General features: G+C 47.5%; 19 protein-coding genes and 1 riboswitch. Of the genes, 14 read left to right on the forward strand and 5 right to left on the reverse strand.

Annotated features, from left to right (window positions below; genetic code table 11):
- Window positions 1-50 precede the first annotated feature (50 nt).
- Complete coding sequence (gene yiaY / locus HPL003_RS11285) at window positions 51-1,205, reverse strand: L-threonine dehydrogenase (protein WP_014279771.1); 1,155 nt, start codon at window positions 1,203-1,205, stop codon at window positions 51-53.
- A gap of 162 nt (window positions 1,206-1,367) precedes the next feature.
- On the opposite strand from yiaY, the gene HPL003_RS11290 reads away from it, so the two are divergent.
- Complete coding sequence (locus HPL003_RS11290) at window positions 1,368-2,246, forward strand: AraC family transcriptional regulator (protein WP_014279772.1); 879 nt, start codon at window positions 1,368-1,370, stop codon at window positions 2,244-2,246.
- Window positions 2,247-2,345: 99 nt separating this feature from the next.
- Here the strand turns inward: HPL003_RS11290 and HPL003_RS11295 are convergent, their stop codons facing one another.
- Window positions 2,346-2,960: a superoxide dismutase gene (locus HPL003_RS11295; protein WP_014279773.1), complete on the reverse strand. Its 615-nt coding sequence runs from the start codon at window positions 2,958-2,960 to the stop codon at window positions 2,346-2,348.
- Between the two features lie 529 nt (window positions 2,961-3,489).
- Here HPL003_RS11295 and HPL003_RS11300 point away from each other — a divergent pair.
- The 7 genes from HPL003_RS11300 to HPL003_RS11330 all read left to right on the forward strand — a co-directional run bounded on the left by HPL003_RS11300 (window position 3,490) and on the right by HPL003_RS11330 (window position 9,011).
- The gene (locus tag HPL003_RS11300) at window positions 3,490-3,915 is read left to right on the forward strand and encodes a GNAT family N-acetyltransferase (RefSeq protein ID WP_014279774.1); all 426 of its coding nucleotides are present in this window, start codon (window positions 3,490-3,492) and stop codon (window positions 3,913-3,915) included.
- A 130-nt stretch (window positions 3,916-4,045) separates the two neighbouring features.
- Entirely contained in the window at window positions 4,046-4,630 is a 585-nt protein-coding gene (gene lepB, locus HPL003_RS11305; RefSeq protein WP_014279775.1) for a signal peptidase I, read from the forward strand.
- A gap of 89 nt (window positions 4,631-4,719) precedes the next feature.
- A complete protein-coding gene (gene rnhA, locus HPL003_RS11310; protein WP_043922633.1) occupies window positions 4,720-5,157 on the forward strand; it encodes a ribonuclease HI in 438 nt (145 codons plus the stop codon).
- A gap of 89 nt (window positions 5,158-5,246) precedes the next feature.
- On the forward strand, window positions 5,247-6,959 hold the full coding sequence (queG, locus tag HPL003_RS11315) for a tRNA epoxyqueuosine(34) reductase QueG (RefSeq protein WP_014279777.1): 1,713 nt from the start codon (window positions 5,247-5,249) through the stop codon (window positions 6,957-6,959).
- Between the two features lie 107 nt (window positions 6,960-7,066).
- Window positions 7,067-7,321, forward strand: a complete 255-nt coding sequence (locus tag HPL003_RS11320; protein WP_014279778.1) for a YneF family protein — start codon at window positions 7,067-7,069, stop codon at window positions 7,319-7,321.
- 51 nt (window positions 7,322-7,372) lie between these two features.
- Window positions 7,373-7,966, forward strand: a complete 594-nt coding sequence (gene folE / locus HPL003_RS11325; protein ID WP_014279779.1) for a GTP cyclohydrolase I FolE — start codon at window positions 7,373-7,375, stop codon at window positions 7,964-7,966.
- Between the two features lie 199 nt (window positions 7,967-8,165).
- Window positions 8,166-9,011, forward strand: coding sequence for a lipoate--protein ligase family protein (locus HPL003_RS11330; RefSeq protein WP_043922369.1), 846 nt, complete (start codon window positions 8,166-8,168; stop codon window positions 9,009-9,011).
- A 59-nt stretch (window positions 9,012-9,070) separates the two neighbouring features.
- On the opposite strand, the gene HPL003_RS11335 is transcribed toward HPL003_RS11330, so the two are convergent.
- Window positions 9,071-10,462 carry a Fe-Mn family superoxide dismutase gene (locus HPL003_RS11335; protein WP_014279781.1) on the reverse strand — a complete coding sequence of 464 codons (1,392 nt, stop codon included), beginning with the start codon at window positions 10,460-10,462 and terminating at the stop codon, window positions 9,071-9,073.
- A gap of 255 nt (window positions 10,463-10,717) precedes the next feature.
- On the reverse strand, window positions 10,718-11,755 hold the full coding sequence (locus tag HPL003_RS11340; protein WP_014279782.1) for an alpha/beta hydrolase: 1,038 nt from the start codon (window positions 11,753-11,755) through the stop codon (window positions 10,718-10,720).
- Window positions 11,756-12,090: 335 nt separating this feature from the next.
- Between HPL003_RS11340 and HPL003_RS11345 the strand changes: the two genes are divergently transcribed.
- From HPL003_RS11345 to thiC, 6 genes are all read left to right on the forward strand, one after another.
- The gene (locus HPL003_RS11345; protein ID WP_014279783.1) at window positions 12,091-13,485 is read left to right on the forward strand and encodes a helix-turn-helix domain-containing protein; all 1,395 of its coding nucleotides are present in this window, start codon (window positions 12,091-12,093) and stop codon (window positions 13,483-13,485) included.
- A gap of 461 nt (window positions 13,486-13,946) precedes the next feature.
- Window positions 13,947-15,092, forward strand: a complete 1,146-nt coding sequence (locus HPL003_RS11350) for a hypothetical protein (protein WP_014279784.1) — start codon at window positions 13,947-13,949, stop codon at window positions 15,090-15,092.
- Window positions 15,093-15,196: 104 nt separating this feature from the next.
- Window positions 15,197-15,496: a hypothetical protein gene (locus HPL003_RS29400; RefSeq protein WP_238533469.1), complete on the forward strand. Its 300-nt coding sequence runs from the start codon at window positions 15,197-15,199 to the stop codon at window positions 15,494-15,496.
- 108 nt (window positions 15,497-15,604) lie between these two features.
- Entirely contained in the window at window positions 15,605-15,688 is an 84-nt protein-coding gene (locus tag HPL003_RS30475) for a putative holin-like toxin (protein ID WP_420795082.1), read from the forward strand.
- Window positions 15,689-16,083: 395 nt separating this feature from the next.
- Window positions 16,084-16,827, forward strand: a complete 744-nt coding sequence (locus tag HPL003_RS11360; protein ID WP_014279786.1) for an IclR family transcriptional regulator — start codon at window positions 16,084-16,086, stop codon at window positions 16,825-16,827.
- A gap of 73 nt (window positions 16,828-16,900) precedes the next feature.
- A riboswitch (TPP riboswitch) is annotated at window positions 16,901-17,013 on the forward strand.
- 180 nt (window positions 17,014-17,193) lie between these two features.
- Window positions 17,194-18,981, forward strand: coding sequence for a phosphomethylpyrimidine synthase ThiC (gene thiC, locus HPL003_RS11365; protein ID WP_014279787.1), 1,788 nt, complete (start codon window positions 17,194-17,196; stop codon window positions 18,979-18,981).
- 126 nt (window positions 18,982-19,107) lie between these two features.
- On the opposite strand, the gene HPL003_RS29185 is transcribed toward thiC, so the two are convergent.
- Complete coding sequence (locus HPL003_RS29185) at window positions 19,108-19,260, reverse strand: hypothetical protein (protein ID WP_014279788.1); 153 nt, start codon at window positions 19,258-19,260, stop codon at window positions 19,108-19,110.
- Between the last annotated feature and the right edge of the window lie 165 nt (window positions 19,261-19,425).

Below are 19,425 nucleotides of genomic sequence, written 5' to 3' on the forward strand. Positions count from 1 at the left end.
ACCCATTTCTACTCATTTTAAATATACGTTTGCTTAGCAATAGCCTTTATCTACATCGCCTGTTCAAAAATGTCGATCACTTCCTGCTGTGTAGGCTGAATCGGATTGGTTACACCGCAGGCATCTTTGAGTGCGTTGGCGGCGAGAACAGCGAAGTCCTTACGCTTGACGCCGAGTTCTTCCAGCCCGGAAGGGATGTTGACCCGTTTAGCCAGCTTTTCAATGGCGTGCAGGGCGAGGTTGGCACCTTGTTCCGGCGTAACTCCGTCCGTTTTTTCGCCAAGTGTACGGGCAATGTCGGTGAGCCGTTCGGCAGAAGCCTTGGCGTTGTAGCGCTCTACATGCGGCAGCAAAATGGCGTTACAGACCCCGTGCGGCAGATTATAGAAGCCACCTAGTTGATGTGCCATGGCGTGAACAAAGCCCAATCCGGCGTTATTGAAAGCCATCCCTGCGAGGAATTCGGCGTAGGCCATTTGGCTACGGGCTTCCACATCGTTTCCATCATCGACGGCTTTGACCAGATTATCGCGAATCAGCTCAATTGCTTTAAGCGCGCAAGCATCTGTGATCGGTGTGGCATTCGTGGAAACATAAGCTTCAATAGAGTGAGTGAGCGCATCCATCCCTGTTGCAGCAGTTAATGACTTGGGCATAGCCATCATCAGATCAGGATCATTGACGGCAATGAGTGGTGTCGTGTGCTTGTCGACAATCGCCATTTTGATATGGCGCTCTTCATCCGTAATAATACAAAACATGGTCATTTCGCTAGCTGTTCCTGCCGTGGTGTTAATGGCAATCAGAGGGAAGGAAGGCTTCACGGATTTATCCACGCCTTCGTAGTCGCCGATCTGTCCGCCATTGGAAGCCAAAAGCGCGATGCCCTTGGCACAGTCATGCGGTGACCCGCCTCCGAGCGAAATAATGAAATCGCATTTGGATTGACTCAGCAGCTTCAAGCCCTCGTTTACATTTGAGACTGTGGGATTCGGCTGAGTGCCGCTGTATACGACGGATTTTACGTTTAGACTGTCCAACATGATTGTTACTTTTTTCACAATACCAATATCAACTAAAGGCTTATCGGTTACGATCAATGCATTTTTATAGCCCAATTTTCCGATTTCTGTACCTGCATCCGCCAGTGCGCCTGAGCCCATAAGACTCATACCTGGCATCATGAATTTCGAAGTTCCTGTCATCGTATGCATCCACCTTTATTATTATTTTGAGTTAAATCGAGGTATAATGATGGAGTTAAAGGATCTCATTACCATCCTTATATCCTTATCATACTGCCCCATATTGGGGGGAACTAACACATTTTATTATAAAATATCGTGATTTTTTAAAGGGTGAAGCGGATGGAACATTCCAAGACTTTAGGCGACTTTAATCGTTATAGCGAACTTCAATATGGATATGAAACCAAGCTAATCAGAATTTTGTATTATGATCTCCCAGAGAATTATTACGAGAAATATGCTTCATATGAATGCCCAAAGCTGTGTACGATTTTGGAGGGGAGAAAAGAAGTCAAAATTAATGAAACGGAGCACTTTGAATACGACTCTCAGGAGATTATCCTGCTTCCTCCCCAGTCTAGCGTTGAAATGAAAATCAAAGAACAAACCAAGGCACTGGTCTTTGAATTAAGCGATCAGTTGATGGAACGGTTAAGAAACGTGGTAGAGGAGGAATTTCAGGTCCCGGAGAGTTCCCCGACTCATGCGGTGGTTCGCTGCGAGCTGAACGAAAAGGCGAATTCGCTTACCGCGTCTATGGAACGGATCAAGCAATATATGGCACATCCCGCCGAGAAAAAAAACTTTCTGATTGATCTGAGCGCTCAGGAAATGGCCTATCATCTGCTACAGATGCAGGTGCTTGAGCAGAATCAGCTTACGAACCATCGGCATCCGGTGTTCCGAGCGATTCGCGACATTCAGGAACAATTGCCCGGCATCAGGCATGTGAAGGATTTGGCGGATAACTACAACATGTCACATGCGAATTTTACAAATCAGTTTAAGAAAATAACAGGACTGACTCCACTTGACTATATTACCAATCAAAAAATGCAGCTTGCCAAGCAATGGCTTCAGCACAGAAACGTCACGGAGGTTGCTTTTGATTTGAATTATGAGAGCGTTTCCTACTTTATCGGTCTTTTTAAAAAGAAGTATGGCATTACGCCCAAGCAATATCAGATGAGTGTGCAGCGCCAAGTTGTGGTTATGTAATGTAAAAAAAAGTAATGTGAAAAAATAAAGGCTGTCTCACTCGTAGAAATTCTACTTTGGAGACAGCCTTTATTATAGGGTAATGATGTTGTTACCAGCTTATTTTTTCGCTGCTGCGTAACGTTTGTTCACTTCATCCCAGTTGATGACATTGTAGAATGCTGCAATGTAATCCGGGCGTTTGTTTTGATATTTCAGGTAGTAAGCATGCTCCCAAACGTCCAGTCCAAGTACCGGAGTCAGACCTTCGGACAGTGGGCTATCTTGGTTAGGAGTGCTGGTGATTGCCAGTTTGCCGTCTTTGCCAACAACCAGCCAAGCCCAGCCGCTACCAAAACGTGTTGTAGCTGCTTTCGTGAAGTCTTCTTTGAATTTGTCATAGCCGCTCAGCTCGTTGTTGATAGCATCAGCAATGGCACCCGTTGGTTGTCCGCCGCCGTTAGGACCGATAACTTCCCAGAACAGGCTGTGGTTGTGGTGTCCGCCACCGTTATTGCGAACCGCAGTGCGGATGCTTTCAGGAACGCTGTCCAGATTGGAGATCAGATCCTCCAGGCTTTTGCTTTGCAGTTCAGGAGCACTTTCCAGAGCTGCGTTCAGGTTTGTTACATATGTGTTATGGTGACGATCATGGTGAATTTCTACTGTCAGCGCATCAATGTGCGGCTCCAGTGCGTCTTTCGCGTAAGGAAGTTCTGGTAATTGAAATGCCATTGTAAAATCCCTCCTGATTTATATGGTTTGGGTAAGGTATTCCTATGTAATAATACCCTCTACAGTTATATTAAACCGCATTCAGGCTATTTTATCAACATTTTTGTTTGTAAAATAGCAAACTGGGCAATACGACCTGGTAGCTATCATGTCCAAAAACCCGCTTGGAATACATGTGTATAGGTAATAAGAGGGAAATTATGCAGCTCAAAAATGTAAACGCTTCATATACAGCGCTTACATGAGAAAAAGGGATGTATTCCATCTAAAAGTGTGGTTTAATGGTCAAGGAAGCAGAAATTTCGGCTTTTTTGTCGTCTGCTATATCTCGTCATGTCCGCGGATATGACGAATTTGAGGGAATATACCCTTTTCCTGTTCTTCAATTCATATATAGCAGATCGTATGCATTTTTATCATAATGCCTTGTGATTAACACCGTGCTAAGAACTTTAAGGATTTATGTAAAAAATGATGGTGCGCTGTCTCAATTTGTTTTATTAAGCTTACGAAAAGGGAGATATTACTTATGCACGTTCGTTCCTTTCAATTGAGTGATGTGAATCCAGTAATGGAACTCATGCAGATTGCCTTGTCTGAGGAGTGCTACAAAGAGACGGTGGGTGCTTTTGCCCGTCAGCTTTCGTGGGATTCCGGCTTGATCGTCGTTGCGGAAGAGGATGAAGAGCTGGTTGGCGCTCTAATCGGCACGATTGATCAGAATCATGGTTGTTATTATCGTATTGCAATTCATCCGGACCATCGTCGGATGGGAATTGGCAAATCGCTTGTAGAGTCCATGGAGCAGCGTTTTCAGCAACGTAAGGTTAGCCGCATCTGGGTAGCCGGAGACAAGCATAACAGCGCGGCCATGCCTTTATATGAAGCGATGGGCTACGGGGCAAGCCAGATTTTACAGACTTTTCAGAAGCTCAGCATTTTGGCTCCTCATTAATTGGCAATGGATATAAAGAGAATCGAATATTTTTAAAGCTAATATTTCCATTTAGAGCATATCTGAGTAACCGTTGCATTCGGGTACGGGATATGCTTTTCTATTTATAACAGGGTTGAGGAGGTTTTTTATGGACGCTTTGGCTCCTTCGTCAGGTCCGCTTCCCTCGCCGGAAACGTCCAAACCTGTAGGTCGTGGGGGATATATACGCGATTGGTTGGTGACTCTTCTGATTGCGATGACCGTCTTGCTGCTGCTGAACCTGTTCGTGTTTAATTTGTCTACGGTCAGGGGACATTCCATGCAGCCGACGCTTATGGAAAGCCAGCATTTGTTCGTTAACAAGCTGATTTACAATTTTCATGATCCGGGCAGGGGGGATATCGTGATATTACAAGATCCCGACTCCAAGCCGTCCAGCCCGAGATTTTTAGTGAAAAGAGTAATAGGTACTCCCGGGGATGTAATCCGGGTTGAGCATAATCATCTATATGTGAACGGCGAGCTGCAAAACGAGCCTTACACCGACTCGGAGATTGAGGACGGTGATTACGGTCCTTTTACAGTGGAGCCGGGGCACTTTTTTGTCATGGGCGATAACCGACACGCCGCGGGCAGCAAGGACAGCCGATATTTTGGCAGCATTAAATCTCAGGATTTGCTGGGGCGTGCGGAGCTTGTATTTTGGCCGTTATCCGAGTGGAAGTGGCTGTAAAGCAACCATAGTCTATCCATGTGGAGCGCTTGCGAGCCGTCAGGACCATGACGGAGCAGGAGCTTACCAATCAGGAAAGGAAGAGAAATATGAAAGAAGTGATGGTATATACCGACGGCGCTTGTTCGGGTAATCCCGGGCCTGGGGGCTGGGGCGTCGTTTTGCTATACGGAGAGCATCGCAAGGAGTTGTCCGGGGCAGAAAAAATGACAACAAACAATCGCATGGAGATCAAGGCCGTCATTGAAGCGCTTAAGCTGCTCAGGGAGCCTTGCCATGTAAAGGTACACAGTGACTCCGCCTATGTCGTGAACTGCTTCAAACAGGGCTGGATTAAGAATTGGCTTCGTAACGGCTGGCGTAACAGTAAAAATCAGCCAGTTGAAAACAAGGAGTTATGGGAAGAGCTGTGGGAACTGATGAGCAAGCATGAGGTAGAGTATGTGAAGGTCAAAGGTCATAGTGACAACGAGCTGAATAATCACTGTGATTTTCTGGCGACCAGCGCTGTTAAAAATTTACGGTAGCATCTTCTGAACTATTCTGTTGAAATTTGAGATATGAGGATTTTGCAAAAATCCTCATATAAGTGATATGAAAGAGAGGTGAGTATCGGATGCAACGCGGACAGACACCAACGGCTGCCGGAACCGCTTTGACTTGGGCCTCGCTCAAGCAGGAGATTATCGAAGCCGCTCCGGGACTGGGCATCGACTCCATCGGGTTCGCATCCGCCGATCCCTTTCTGTCTCTGAAAGCAATATTGGAAGAGCATCGCGCCAAAGGCTATGAATCCGGTTTTGAGGAGCCAGACATTGATAAACGGATTTACCCGGAGCTGTACGGTTCGCAGCCTGCATCCCTGATTGCCATTGCGGTGGCTTATCCTTCCAAAATGAAGGACCCGCCCAAGTCGGACAAAGGCAAGTACCGTGGTATTTTAGCGCGTTCCGCCTGGGGGAGGGACTACCACTTGGTGCTGCGCGAGGCAATGGAAAAGCTCGAGGCTTTTATAGGTGAACGGGTTCCCGACGCGATTATGAAGAACATGGTGGATACCGGAGAGCTATCAGATCGGGCTGTTGCGGAACGGGCGGGTATTGGCTTTAGCGGTAAAAACACGATGATGATTTCACCGACACTGGGATCATGGATTTATCTCGGTGAGCTTTTGACGAATATCCCTTTTCAGCCGGATGAGCCAGTGACGGACGGTTGTGGAGAGTGTACCAAATGCTTGGATGCGTGCCCTACGGGTGCGCTTGTCGGGCCGGGACAGCTCAATGCCCAGCGGTGTGTGTCTTTTTTGACGCAAACGAAAGGCTTTCTGGATGAGGAATTTATGCTGAAAATCGGGAACCGGTTGTACGGATGTGATACCTGCCAAATCGTATGCCCGAAAAATCGGGGCCTTAACTGGGATCATCATCCTGAGCTTACACCTGATCCCGAAATTGTGAAGCCATTGCTGCTGCCGTTACTGGATTTGAGCAATCGTGAGTTCAAAGAGAGATTTGGTCAAAGTGCGGCAGCTTGGCGGGGAAAGAAGCCGATTCAGCGCAATGCGGTTATTGCGCTCGGCAATTTCAAGGATATTAGCGCCGTGCCCAAGCTGACGGAGGTTCTGTTGGATGATCCGCGTCCTGAGCTTCGGGGCACGGCGGCATGGGCTTTGGGCCGAATAGGAGGGGAAAACGCAATGACAGCGATTAAGCAAGCATCTGAGAAGGAACAACATGAGCAAGTACGCGAAATGGTCGCGCAGGCGCATTCCAAACTTGAGGAACGAGAACAGGCTGAACAGCAAAAGGTCTCAGAAGGGCCGACTACGATTTATTATGATGAAATGGAGACACCTATAGGCATCTTGACGCTGTGTGCAACGGACCGAGGGCTATGCCGGATTGATTTTGGCGTTTTTCATGCGAAGGAGGCACTGCTCCAGCAATGGGCCCGTACATGGATCGGGGAATATGTCTATGTGCAGGAACCGGAAAAGCTGCGCGAGGCTGCGGATCAACTGCGTGAATATTTTGCCGGGAAACGACGGGATTTCACTGTGGTCTATGATTTGAGGGGCACCCCTTTTCAGGAGCAGGTATGGCGTGCGCTGCAAAATATTCCGTATGGCCAAAGCGTGTCCTACAAGGATATCGCAGAGTCGATTGGCCGAGCCAAGGCGGTACGTGCAGTCGGAGGAGCGAACAACAAAAATCCGTTGCCCATTCTGATTCCATGCCACCGGGTATCAGGTGCAAACGGCAGCTTGGTTGGATATGCCGGAGGACTGCCGACCAAGATGAAGCTGCTGGATTTGGAGAAGGAATAAGGACAAACGTTTGCAAATTGTGATTTGCTAGCTGTCCCATGTTTTGCTATGATAAGTTCGTGTATAATTCAAGAGGTTTCATATAAATATACAGAGGTGACGACTTCGTGGTGTGGAATATTGTCATTCCGATCATTACCCTGATTGTTGGTTTGGTCGGGGGATTTTTCATCGGTGCTTATTATCTTCGCAAACAGCTTGAAAAGATGCAAAACGATCCTGATACGCTGCAAAAAATGGCCAAGCAGATGGGTTATAACCTGAATGGGAAGCAAATGCAGAAAGCCCAGCAGATGATGAAGAACCAGCAGTTCTCCAAAAATCAGCCAGGTCAGCGTAAAAATCAGGGCCGTCGTAAATAATGAGCAACATAAGCAGTATTGCCGCATGAGGTTGCACAGAGGAGGATTACTGTGGCTGGCGTAAAAGATTATATTAACCGCAAAGCTGCGGATAACCGGGATAAAATCGAGTACCATGTGGAGCAAATTCTACAACTGATCGGTGAGGACCCCAAGCGTGAAGGCTTGCTGGAAACACCGGCACGCGTAGCGCGCATGTATGAGGAGATATTTGCAGGTTATGAGGTTGATCCCCGGGATGCGCTGGGTGTAACATTCGACGAAAATCACGAGGAGCTTGTAATTGTGAAGGACATCGTCTATTACAGCCAGTGTGAGCACCATATGGCTCCTTTCTTCGGAAAAGTGCATATCGGCTACGTACCCAGCGGCAAAATTGTAGGACTAAGCAAGCTTGCCCGTCTGGTTGAGGCTGTGACGCGCCGTTTGCAGGTTCAGGAGCGCATTACGGCACAGATCGCAGATATTTTGAATGAAGCGGTCTCCGCTCACGGGGTTATGGTGGTCGTGGAAGGCGAACACTTGTGCATGTGCTCAAGAGGCGTCAAAAAGCCTGGCAGCAAAACGGTAACATCTGCGGTACGCGGAACGTTTCGTGATGATGCTGCGCAGCGTGCAGAGTTCCTCTCGCTGCTCAAGGATTGACCGAACAGGTGTGACGATGATGCGATGAATAAAAAAGAGTGGTTTACGCATAGGCGTAGCCACTCTTTTTTGCTAACATGAAAATAGGTGGACGGTAGCTGGCCTGGAGAAGGATGATAAGAAAAGATAGCAGCATAGCTGCCTTAAAAATTACCATTAGCCTATGGATAACAGTTATTTTTAAGATAGGGGATACAGTATGGAGAATGTACATATGTCAGCAGACAAAACAACGGTTTTGCCTGATCTGCAATGGTTTGAAGCGCCACTCGTGACCACTCAGACGGATGTTTTGTCCCCACTGGCGTGGGAGGAACTGGCCTGTCGGCAAGTAGGGCAAGGAGCTGTGCCTATTTTGCATCTATGGCGGCACCCGGCTGCGTTGGTGATCGGCCATCGGGACCGCAGGCTTCCGTACGCGCCGCAGGCGATGGAGCGTGTGCGGAACGCCGGAACCTCGGTATGCGTGCGTCCCTCGGGCGGAGCGGCCGTTATGCTGGACAGGGGGGTATTGAACCTGTCCCTGATCCTGCCGAATCCGCAGCGGGCGATCAGCCTGCATGAAGATTTTCGGCTTATGGCGGGGCTGATCGGCGATGCACTGGCCCCGTGGTTCGCCGAGGCGCAGACCGGGGAAATCGCCGGGTCCTTCTGTCCCGGCGATTACGATGTCAGCGTCCGAGGCCGCAAGTTTTGCGGCATTGCGCAGCGGCGACAGGCCAAGGCCTATATCATCACGGCTTTTGTGATGATTGAGGGCAGTGGCGCGGAGCGCGCACAGGCGGTGCAGCGGTTCTATGCGGAGGCAGCCGGAGCTGCGTCGCCGGGCGTACCGCAACCGGATTATCCGCAGGTGAATCCGGCAACGATGGGCAGCCTGGCGGAGCTGGCCGGGGTACCATCGGTTGAGGCGTATACGGCATCGCTGCGCCGTGTAGTCGAAAGCCGGGCGGCGATTTTGCCCGCCGATGGCTCGCTGGTACAGCCCCAAGGACTGACGGAGCAAATGGCAGCGCTCAGAGAGCGATACGATTCGCAGGTGTAGTGGGAAGCCGGGGGCGCATGACTACAGGTGATTTTGTAGTCAGCCGGAGTGGCCTCGGCTTAGAACGGCTGCCATCTCAGCTTCGAGGCTTGGGCGTAGCGCTTTTCCACCTCAGGCCAGTTGACGACATGCCACCAGTCCTCGATGTATTTGTTGCGCTCGTTCTGATGCTTTAAGTAATAGGCATGCTCCCATACATCTATCGCTAGCAACGGAATGGACTCCCACTGAGTCAGGTTCTGGTGCTTTTCGGCCTGCAAAATTTCAAGTCGTCCTGCACGTGGACTCCACGTCAGGATAGCCCAGCCGCCGCCCTCGACCTTCTCGGCTGCTGAGCTGAATTGCTTCTTGAATGCCTCATAGCTGCCAAAGTCTTTTTTGATCTGCTCCGCCAGCGGCCCGCTTGGCGTTCCACCGCCTTGTGGACTCATAATCGTCCAAAAAAGAGTGTGCAGATAATGGCCTGCACCGTTAAACGCCAGCTCGCGTTCCCAATGCTTCACAAGGTCAAAATCACCCGTTTTCCGGGCCTCTTCCAGCTTTTTCTCCGCTTTGTTTAGATCATTCACATAGCTTAGATGATGCTTGTCATGGTGGATACGCATCGTTTTCTCATCAATGTACGGTTCAAGCGCATTATAGGGATATGGGAGCGGTGGCAAACGATGTCCCCCTATGGGAACAGGTTGGCCGGGTGAGTTTTTTTCCATAGCCGAAGGCTCTGTCTGGCTTGACTGGACGCCTTTGTCTTTGTTCGCCCATGGTCCTTCCCACCTCGTGCCGCCTGTCTGCCGCTCTCGCAGCGCATCCTCGGGGTAATCCTCACCCTCTGCCGCCATATGATACAACGCAGTGGCCCGTGCAATGGAGCCAGGCTCCTGAAAGGGGGTGGTCGAGATTAGGAAATATTGGCTCTCATGTGCCGCATGCAGCACAATTCCGGTGGATTTAGGCTGCTGTCGTAACGCATGGCTGTGCTCGGTCAGCAGACTGAGCTGCCGTACATACTCCTGTGACTGGCGGTTTGCGGTTTGCAGCAATTCGTCCAGACGACGATTCAGCTCTTGTGAGACAGGCTGTGAATCTGATGTCACTCCCGCCGTTGCCTCAGTCGATTGTAGCTCTTCTGGTGCCGATCCTGACCCCAATTCCCTAGCCTGCCCCGATTGCCCTGCTTGTGCTTGTGCAGTAGCCGACGTCCGCTTCCATTGACGATACCACGCCTGATCTGCCGGATCGAGGGCACTGCGCTGCTCTTCAAGCAGCTCTACAGCGGTTCGCTCCGTCTGTTCGAATACCGTCCTCCAGTCATCCAGCAGCCGCACGTAAGCAGGCTCCAGACCCTCTGTAGCGGACTTAATCACTTCCACATGCCAGCTTTCCTGCTGCTTCCAATGCCGGATTTCCTCCAGCACACGTAAGGGCAGGAAAGACCCGTAAGTACTCAGCATCGTTTTTACCTCCCGTATCCCGCTATGGCTATCCGGGCTGGTCCAGGAACCCGACCCGGATGCATACGTACCCAGTATATTCGCCGTCTCATCGGGAATATGTCTACAAACTCCCCCGATCCGGCGCGGACATGTAATGTGGGGCAATGAATACTTAGTTGGACGCAAAGAAAGAAGCCTCGCTGCGGCACGGGTTAAGTGTCCACAGACGGGCTTCTCCATATTGAAAGGAGTAAGGCTTCAAAAATAGAAGCCTTACTTCGTAGTCGTTGGTTTACTGGCATTAGCGATCGTTTTCTTGTCCTCCAGCTCTTGTACACCGCTTAAAAACGTCGATACCCGCCGCAAATACTCACGTGGATGCTCTCTGAAAATAAGCTCATGCAGCCCGTTTTTGACAATCCACACACTGGAAAGCGGGTTGGTTTGATTGGCAGCGAGCTTTTCCGCAATCGGGTAAGGAGCCTTTTCATCCTGCGTCCCATGTACGAACATGATCGGGAACGGATAGTTTTCCGCTTTGACCTCTTGATATGGAATCTGATGCAAGCTGGTTCCGTTCAAGACTGGAAACAGCAGCTCCAGAATTTCCAGAGACGGATGGCGCGGCAAATCAATTTGATTATGAATGTTATGGTACAGCGTATCCGGCTCCAGCAGGAAGGTGCTGTCCAAAATCATGGCGTCCACATCCTTGGTTTGCAAGCCCGCCTGAAGAGCGGTTCCTGCCCCCATCGAGAAGCCCCATACGATAATCTCCGAGGAGCCGCGTTGCTTTGCAAGCTGGATGGCCCCAAGAAGCTGCTGGGATTCCGCTTTGCCTCCGGTTGCGACGGCTTTGCTATTTTGTGATGCGAATCCGTAATCGAACATGACAACGTTAAAATTCAAACGGTGGGCATAATGCGCCAGATCATACATCGGAATCCAGCTTTCTTCGCGGTTGGCTCCATAACCGTGGCTGAAAATAATCGTTTTCTTCGATTGATCTGCCGGGATATACCAGCCCTGCACCATCCGGCTACCGTCCTTGGCGGGGAAGCTGACTTCTTCGTAGGGCATGCCTTTGGCCTGCATCGGGTTCGAGTATAGTGGCGCGACGGTTGGATTCGTCAGTACCCATGCGATATAGGCATGCAGGGCAATAAAGCAAAACAACAGAAAAAATACGACTGACAGCAGCAAGGCAATGACAACATGCTTGAACCGCAGCAGCCGGGGATTGATCAGTGGGGTGGACGGCTCCTGGACAGCATGCTGTAGCTGAGAGCTGCGCTGGGATGTCGAAATCATGTAAGAGCCTCCTTTATATAAAAATGAACTTCGTTTCATAGAATTCTAGGTACAATTCCACTTGAAAATGATAGTTTATGTCCGTATGGATACCTATTATCGTATGATGCGTATTATCCAAAGTCAACGTCTGAACCGGAAAAGTAAAAATGATGCAAAGAATTGTCGATGTTTGTTCTCGTTCTGTAATATGGCTGTCACAAAAACATTGGTTTACAGTAGCCGCGACTATTCTATATAATTTATAAAACTTATTGACAACTGTTAAATTATGGACAACAATAGAATTCAACAATATAAAAAATTGGAATTTTTATGTGAAGGGTGGTTATGACTTGAAGCATACACCTATGATTTCGGCGGAGTTTGAGGATTATTTAAAACAAAATGACATGACATTGGGTCAATTTGCGGAATATTCGGGGGTTCATCAAAGAACGCTTAGTAATTGGATTACTCAGCATCGGCCTGTTTCCGTACAGCAGCTTGACCGAATCACTTTGGCTATGGGGTTACCAGAAGGCTACTTCTACGATTTATACATAGAAAATTACATTATAGAACGTTCCCCAAATATGCGCCGAATTGAGCCGTTGTTATATCGTTGTGCGGAACTGGACAAGTTGGATGCGATCCGAAGAATGGTTGGAGCAATCATGGACAAGTTATTGTACTCTCCCAGACTATTTGACATTGCAGAAGGATTATTTGCACAGGGACAACATGCTGCCGCACTACTGCTCTATGAGAGTGTAGCAGAAGGGGAGAAGTACCAGCACTCCGAGCGCTTGGCAGTCTGTCAATATCGTATATTCACGATTCAGATTGGAGATGATCACAGCCGAAATCTTTGGGCATCTTCGATATTTGAAGCTTTTGTGGAGCGCCTAGATGAAATAGACCAGCTTGACGCATTAAAGGATTTGGCTAACGTGTACAGGTCTTTGCGTAAATGGGACAAGGTCGAGGAAGCGGCTAGAAAAATGAGAGGGAAGGCGGAAATCCAGTACAATTTACAGCACCAAGAAAAACGAAAACCCCAAGATAATGAAAAGAGGACAAGGGGTCCATTATTTGGATACACTGCTTATGCTGACTTATTGTGTGCCAGTGTTTGTGAAGCCCGAGGCGATTATCAGCAAGCTCTACAATATACATGGGCCTACGCGGACTTGGATTGGGTCATAGAGACGGACGAGGATACTCAGCACTGGATTGGCTTGTTTCAAAATTGGGCAGAAGGTAATACGTACGTATATAAGCTTTTATCCGGAGATATAAGTGTGCTAAACGATTATGCTGAATACATTGCCGCAACAACTAATGAGGCTGACAAAGAATTGGTTACCAAGCTGTTGAACATTATGTATGCTGCTAACCGTTATCAGTTGGATGTAAATGATGTGCTTCGGAGGTTAAAAACGAAAATTGATTTTTTTGTTCAACAAAATCCATCTGCTGATATGTACACTCATCAAGTAGTACCAGAGCAAGCAACACGTTTTAAATATGAACTTGCTAAATACTACTTGAACAGAGGCAACTACCCTTATGGCTTCGAGTACCTGCTAGACGTTTTATCTAAATCATTAGTAAATAACAAAGAATCTTTTTTCATGAGATGCATAAAATTATTTGAGCAGTTCAAACAATTTGCAGACGTTAATTCTTATGTAAAGTATGAAAGTTTAGTTAGCGAAGGGCAAAAAGAAAGATTATTTTATTATTAATAGTCATCTAACTTTTCAATGCTAGATTCCATGCCCTCTATTTAGATGTTTTTAAAACGTATGGTTAGACAATGTAAAAATGCTCCTTTTGAATCATCGCGGCTAGTTTTTTGTTTATTGTTACTGTGCCTGTTCAGTCGAATAGTCATAACCAGCAGAGGATACAACTTCATGATACAATCGGGGGATTCTAAACGGAATAGAAACGGTAAAAGCTCTGCTAACCTTAATTGGTCGGCGGGGCTTTTATCGTTTCTAACAGGCCCGTGTTAGGCTGAATTATATTTCGTTTTAGCTTCTTCATATAATTTGCCGAGGTTACGAAACTCAATTGTCGTCCTTTACCACGTTGAAAGTATGTTTACTATTTAATATTTTTCGTATATATTAATATTTGGAAATTAGTTTTTCACAAATATTTCCTACAAAACTAGATTGAATTAACAGAGGAGATTATTTCAATGAGCATTTCATTAAGAATAGAACGCAAATCCGGTGGTGAACCAATCGAGTTTGTAAAAGGTGAAATCATTGGCTTTACTTATAAGAATAATAGTTCCATAAACCTTTCAGCTAAGTCTCCAAACTTGAATCATTCGCTACATATTCGAAGCAAAATTCCGCTTCATTCGCTTCCTTCAGTTGTAGACAATGCGGATAATTCCAACATGCTGTATACATGGGCAAACACAGAATATAAACCTGATACTGAGGATTACTATCGCAAATGTAATATCCAAATCGTTAGAAATGAAAACACAATTCGAGATATTACGTTTACACACGCTTACGTAGATGAGTATCAAGAACAGATTGATACCAGCAAAGAGATCCTTGAGTTTGAACTTGTTTTAAAACAAAAAGAAGATCAATTGGGAAAAATTCAATACAGTCCTCAGTTAGAACCTATGGAAACAAGAGAAAAGGATCAGTCTGATGTCTCGCAAAAAGTACTGGAAGGCGCATATAGTAAGAATATGTTAGTGTATGCAGGGAATAGTACTTTTCCGTTTGAAAATCCGATGGTAGAACTAGAAAAGACTTGGGTGCGAGGCGTAGAGAAGATAAAGAATTCAACAGATACTGTAATACATTATCCTGATCGTAAAGCATTTACATTAGTAGCTGTTCCTATAGCTCGAAAGAAGTACGGGGACATCACAGCCAATTTACTTCAGCATTCACTTGATTACAAACCAGGAAATTTACACTTTAACGAGTGGTCGTATGAGGCTCAACAAATTAAAAAATCTAAAGAACATAATATGTATGTAATTGAAAAAGAAGTACAAAAAGCAAACGACAAAAAAGTTAAAATTTTTTCAAGTTATGGGTCTATTGCAATTGAAAGTGACAGAGATTTATATAACGCTTTTCATAAAATGAAGTACAAAATAGATGGAACATATTTAAAAGGACAATGGGAAATTACTACAATATATTATGATAAATATAATTTTGAATATAATTTTAAACAAATGTTTACTGGGGACAACAAACTCGGTTGGGCTGCGGCCAATCTAACAAATTTAATGGAATCATGGGGAACACTCAATGAGTATACATCTTATGTTACAGTAACTGATACAAAAAAGGCTTGGAAGTGAGGTGTGAATTGCAGATGAAACGCAGATACAAGATTTACATCTTGATCTCTCTACTAGTTATAACTACTACTATAGTTTTTCTAGCAAATTCTGGAGACGACACGATGAGGAAGTACCCTTATGGAAAAGATACGTTAGAGTTTTTTGGAGATGGGACTTTTCAGATTTACAGGGGGGGAGGAGCGGGTGAGCCTCCAATACTATACACTCATCAAATTGAAGCCCCAAATTCAGTGATTGATAACGTTCTGTCTTATAAAATAGAAGATAATATCGTATACGTGGTTGGTGAAAATAGCTTCATTAAATTGGATTCAAGTACCAACACGTACGAGCAAAAGAAACGGATTACCGACTTTACTTCCAAAGATAGAGAGATATTTAATAAATTAATGGAAAAATAGAAGCAAGTCTCCGGACCTACCTAGGGCTTGTTTATGGTATAATCTGGATTGTGCGACAAAACGGCTATAAAGGGCGGTCGGCTAATCTCCCGGAAGGGAGGTGATGCCATGGAAGTTAAAGACGCGCTAATGTTGATGATTCAATTCGCAACGTTGGTGATCCTGATGTTTTCTTTCCATAAACGGAAATAGACCGCCCTGGTGAGGAACCGGTCTATTTCTGGATCAAACCTCAATTGTCGACCGCTCTTATAGCGGTAAATCGTACAGGGGAGCGGTGGTAGCCGTTCCCTTTATTTATTCTTATGTTACCACAAGGATTTTATTCAAGCAACGTGATTGCCAGTAGGATTTTCGTCAACTCAATTCCTTCAAAAAACGTCACAAAAAATCACTTTGAAAATCACAATATCTGCGATTATGAGCGGTTATAGACGTTCAAAACGCTCTGAGAATGCTCCTAAAAACCCAAAAAATAACGGTTCGTGATCATGAATGAATAGCGGAGACGGCTGAAACGATATATAATTTATGTAACCATGTTTCATGGTGTGAAACGAATATGGAACAAAGAGGAGCGGTTCACAATGGAAGACCGTAAATTAACCGTTCGCGCCGTGGAGCGTGCGCTTGATATACTGATGTGTTTTACCGGAGATTCCGATCTGGGCCTGACAGAGATTGCTTCCAAAATTGGTTTACATAAAAGTACCGTCCATCGACTGCTGACCACGTTGGAGGATCGGGGCTTTGTCGTTCGGAATGCGGCAACGGAAAAATATCGGCTCGGCATCCGGATATGGGAGCTGTCCACCCATCTGTCGCAAAGCGACGAGCCGGCGATACTGTTACAGCCAGCGATGGAAGGATTGCGTGACCGTCTGGGCGAAACGGTCAGCTTATACCTGCGCGATGGTGGCATGCGTATCCGCATTCAGGCCGTGCAGAGCAATCAGGCGATCCGTCGCGTTGCGCCAGTGGGTGCGCGCATGCCGCTGGCTGTAGGAGCCTCCAGCAAGGTATTGGCGGCCTTTATGCCGCCGCAGGAGCTGGAAGCACTTCTAACCGGGGATGAATGGCCGCCCTCGGTAGACACGGAGGTCTATAAGGCTCAATTGCAGGATATCCGCGAGAAGGGCTATGCGACTAGCTATGAGGAACGAGAGCCGGGCGCTGCTGCTGTGGCTGCGCCTATCGTGAATCGGAAGGGACAGGTCGCTGCGGCCTTGTCTGTATCCGGTCCGGTCAGCCGACTAGCGCCCGAGACGCTGCATGATTTTGCACCGATTTTGATCGAGGCGGCAAAGGAAATGGGGCTTATGCTTCCATAATCTTTGGAAAAAGGGACCAGGGAAGGGTTGCCAAAGACGCAAATTTGAAGTAATCTGAGGATGAAATTTATATCACAGTTACTGGGGGAGCCTGTAATGCCGGGCTGAGATGGAATCGCACTAGATTCCGGACCCTTTGCACCTGATCTGGATCATACCAGCGTAGGGAAGTAATCGGCCATTGAAATGTATACGTAGACGCTGTCTATGGCAATGCATCGGAGTATGTTTCCGCGTGCAGTCGCTGGATAGCTGTTTCGTTAGATTAGCCGGTTCCCTGGGGAACCGGCTTTTTTGCATAGATCAGCCAGCCTGGGTATGGTTCCGGATCGGTGTGTCATTTCATCGAAACGGGAGGAATGGACAATGAAACCGACAGAAGCAGAAAGAACAGTAGGGAACGTTGTGGATGAACAGACAGGAGGGGTTAAGCCCTTTCCGAGGAGCCGCAAGGTGTATATTCAAGGCTCGCGACCTGACATTGCCGTGCCGGAACGCGAAATCGCCCTGCATCCCACACATACGCCACAGGGCACGGAGCATCATGAGCCGTTACGTGTGTACGATACGAGCGGTCCCATGACCGACGAAGCCTATCAGGTTGATATCCGTCAGGGCTTGCCTCCATTACGGCGAGCTTGGGCACTGGAACGGGGCGATGTGGAGGCTTACGAGGGGCGTGCCGTCAAGCCGGAGGATAACGGGCTGAAGCCCAGCTCAAAATGGGAGACGGTGGAATTCCCTGGCGTCACCAACCGTCCGCTCCGTGCGCGGCGAGGGCACTGCGTCACGCAAATGCATTATGCGCGGCAAGGGATCATTACGCCCGAAATGGAATTTGCGGCCATCCGCGAAGGGGTGGAGCCTGAGTTTGTGCGGCAGGAGCTGGCGGCTGGACGAGCCATCTTGCCTTCAAATATCAATCACCCGGAAAGTGAGCCGATGGTGATTGGGCGTCATTTTCACGTGAAGATTAATGCGAACATTGGTAATTCTGCGGTTACATCCTCCATCGAAGAGGAAGTGGAGAAAATGACCTGGGCTGTACGCTGGGGTTCGGATACGGTCATGGACCTGTCCACAGGACGTAACATCCATACGACGCGTGAGTGGATCATCCGTAACTCCCCTGTGCCGATTGGGACTGTACCGCTGTATCAGGCGCTTGAAAAGGTGAACGGCGAAGCTGAGGCGCTAACGTGGGAGCTGTATCGTGACACGCTGATTGAGCAGGCGGAGCAGGGCGTGGACTATTTCACCATTCATGCAGGCGTGCTGCTGCGGTATATTCCGATGACGGCAAGTAGAATGACAGGAATTGTGTCCCGTGGAGGGTCGATCATGGCGGCCTGGTGCCTTGCGCACCATCAAGAGAACTTTTTGTACACGCATTTTGAAGAAATATGCGAAATTATGAAAGCCTACGATGTGGCCTTTTCCCTCGGGGATGGTTTGCGTCCGGGTAGTATCTATGATGCGAATGATGAGGCACAGTTTGCTGAGCTGGATACGTTGGGCGAGTTAACGCAAATTGCCTGGAAGCATGATGTTCAGGTCATGATAGAAGGGCCGGGACATGTCCCGATGCACAAGATCAAGGAGAATGTGGATCTGCAAATGGAAATTTGCAAGGAAGCTCCATTTTATACACTGGGCCCACTCACGACGGATATTGCACCCGGCTACGATCATATTACGTCGGCTATCGGGGCGGCCATGATCGGTTGGTTCGGGACGTCCATGCTGTGCTATGTTACACCCAAGGAGCATTTGGGCCTGCCGAACAAGGATGATGTTCGTGAAGGAGTCATTACCTACAAAATTGCGGCACATGCTGCCGACTTGGCCAAAGGCCATCCACGGGCGCAGCAGCGGGACGATGCTTTGTCCAAGGCACGCTTTGAATTCCGCTGGCGCGATCAGTTCAATCTTTCGCTCGACCCTGAGCGGGCCTTGTCCTACCATGATGAGACGCTGCCAGCAGAGGGAGCCAAGGAAGCACACTTTTGTTCGATGTGCGGTCCCAAGTTTTGCAGTATGCGTATCACGCAGGACATTCGCGCCTATGCGGCGGATAAGGGGCTGGACACCGAAGAAGCGATAGCCGCCGGGATGCGTGAGAAGGCGGAGCAGTATCGGGATGCCGGGCAGTAAATCCTTAAACTTATGGACTTATAAACGCATGAATAATAAAAGCCGCGGTTCTCTACAGATGATGTAGGGGCCACGGCTTTTTAGCTTATGTAAAGCGGGATCATGCCAACCGGATAAACGGCTGCTTTATTTTTTACTCATTTTCTCATTCAAAATGTCCTGAAAGCTGAGCTTCTTCTCCGAGCTGTCTTCTTTCTTCTGCATACTCACTGCGTTGGCACGTTGGTATTGGTGATGAAAAGGCATCAAGGTGTGTACAGTTAAATTCATTGTATTCATGTGGGTTGTTCCTCCAATTCCATTTTGTCAAATTCAGATTGAGTTGCTTAGGACGTCTGTATAGGACTATTCGTATGTACTTGATGTCGTAATACCGGGTATACTGCTTGGTAATGTTTCAATCATTATAAACGCATTTTTTCAAATTAAAACGCTTTTGACATA

It is taken from the genome of Paenibacillus terrae HPL-003, from assembly GCF_000235585.1.
GTDB lineage: Bacteria > Bacillota > Bacilli > Paenibacillales > Paenibacillaceae > Paenibacillus > Paenibacillus terrae_B.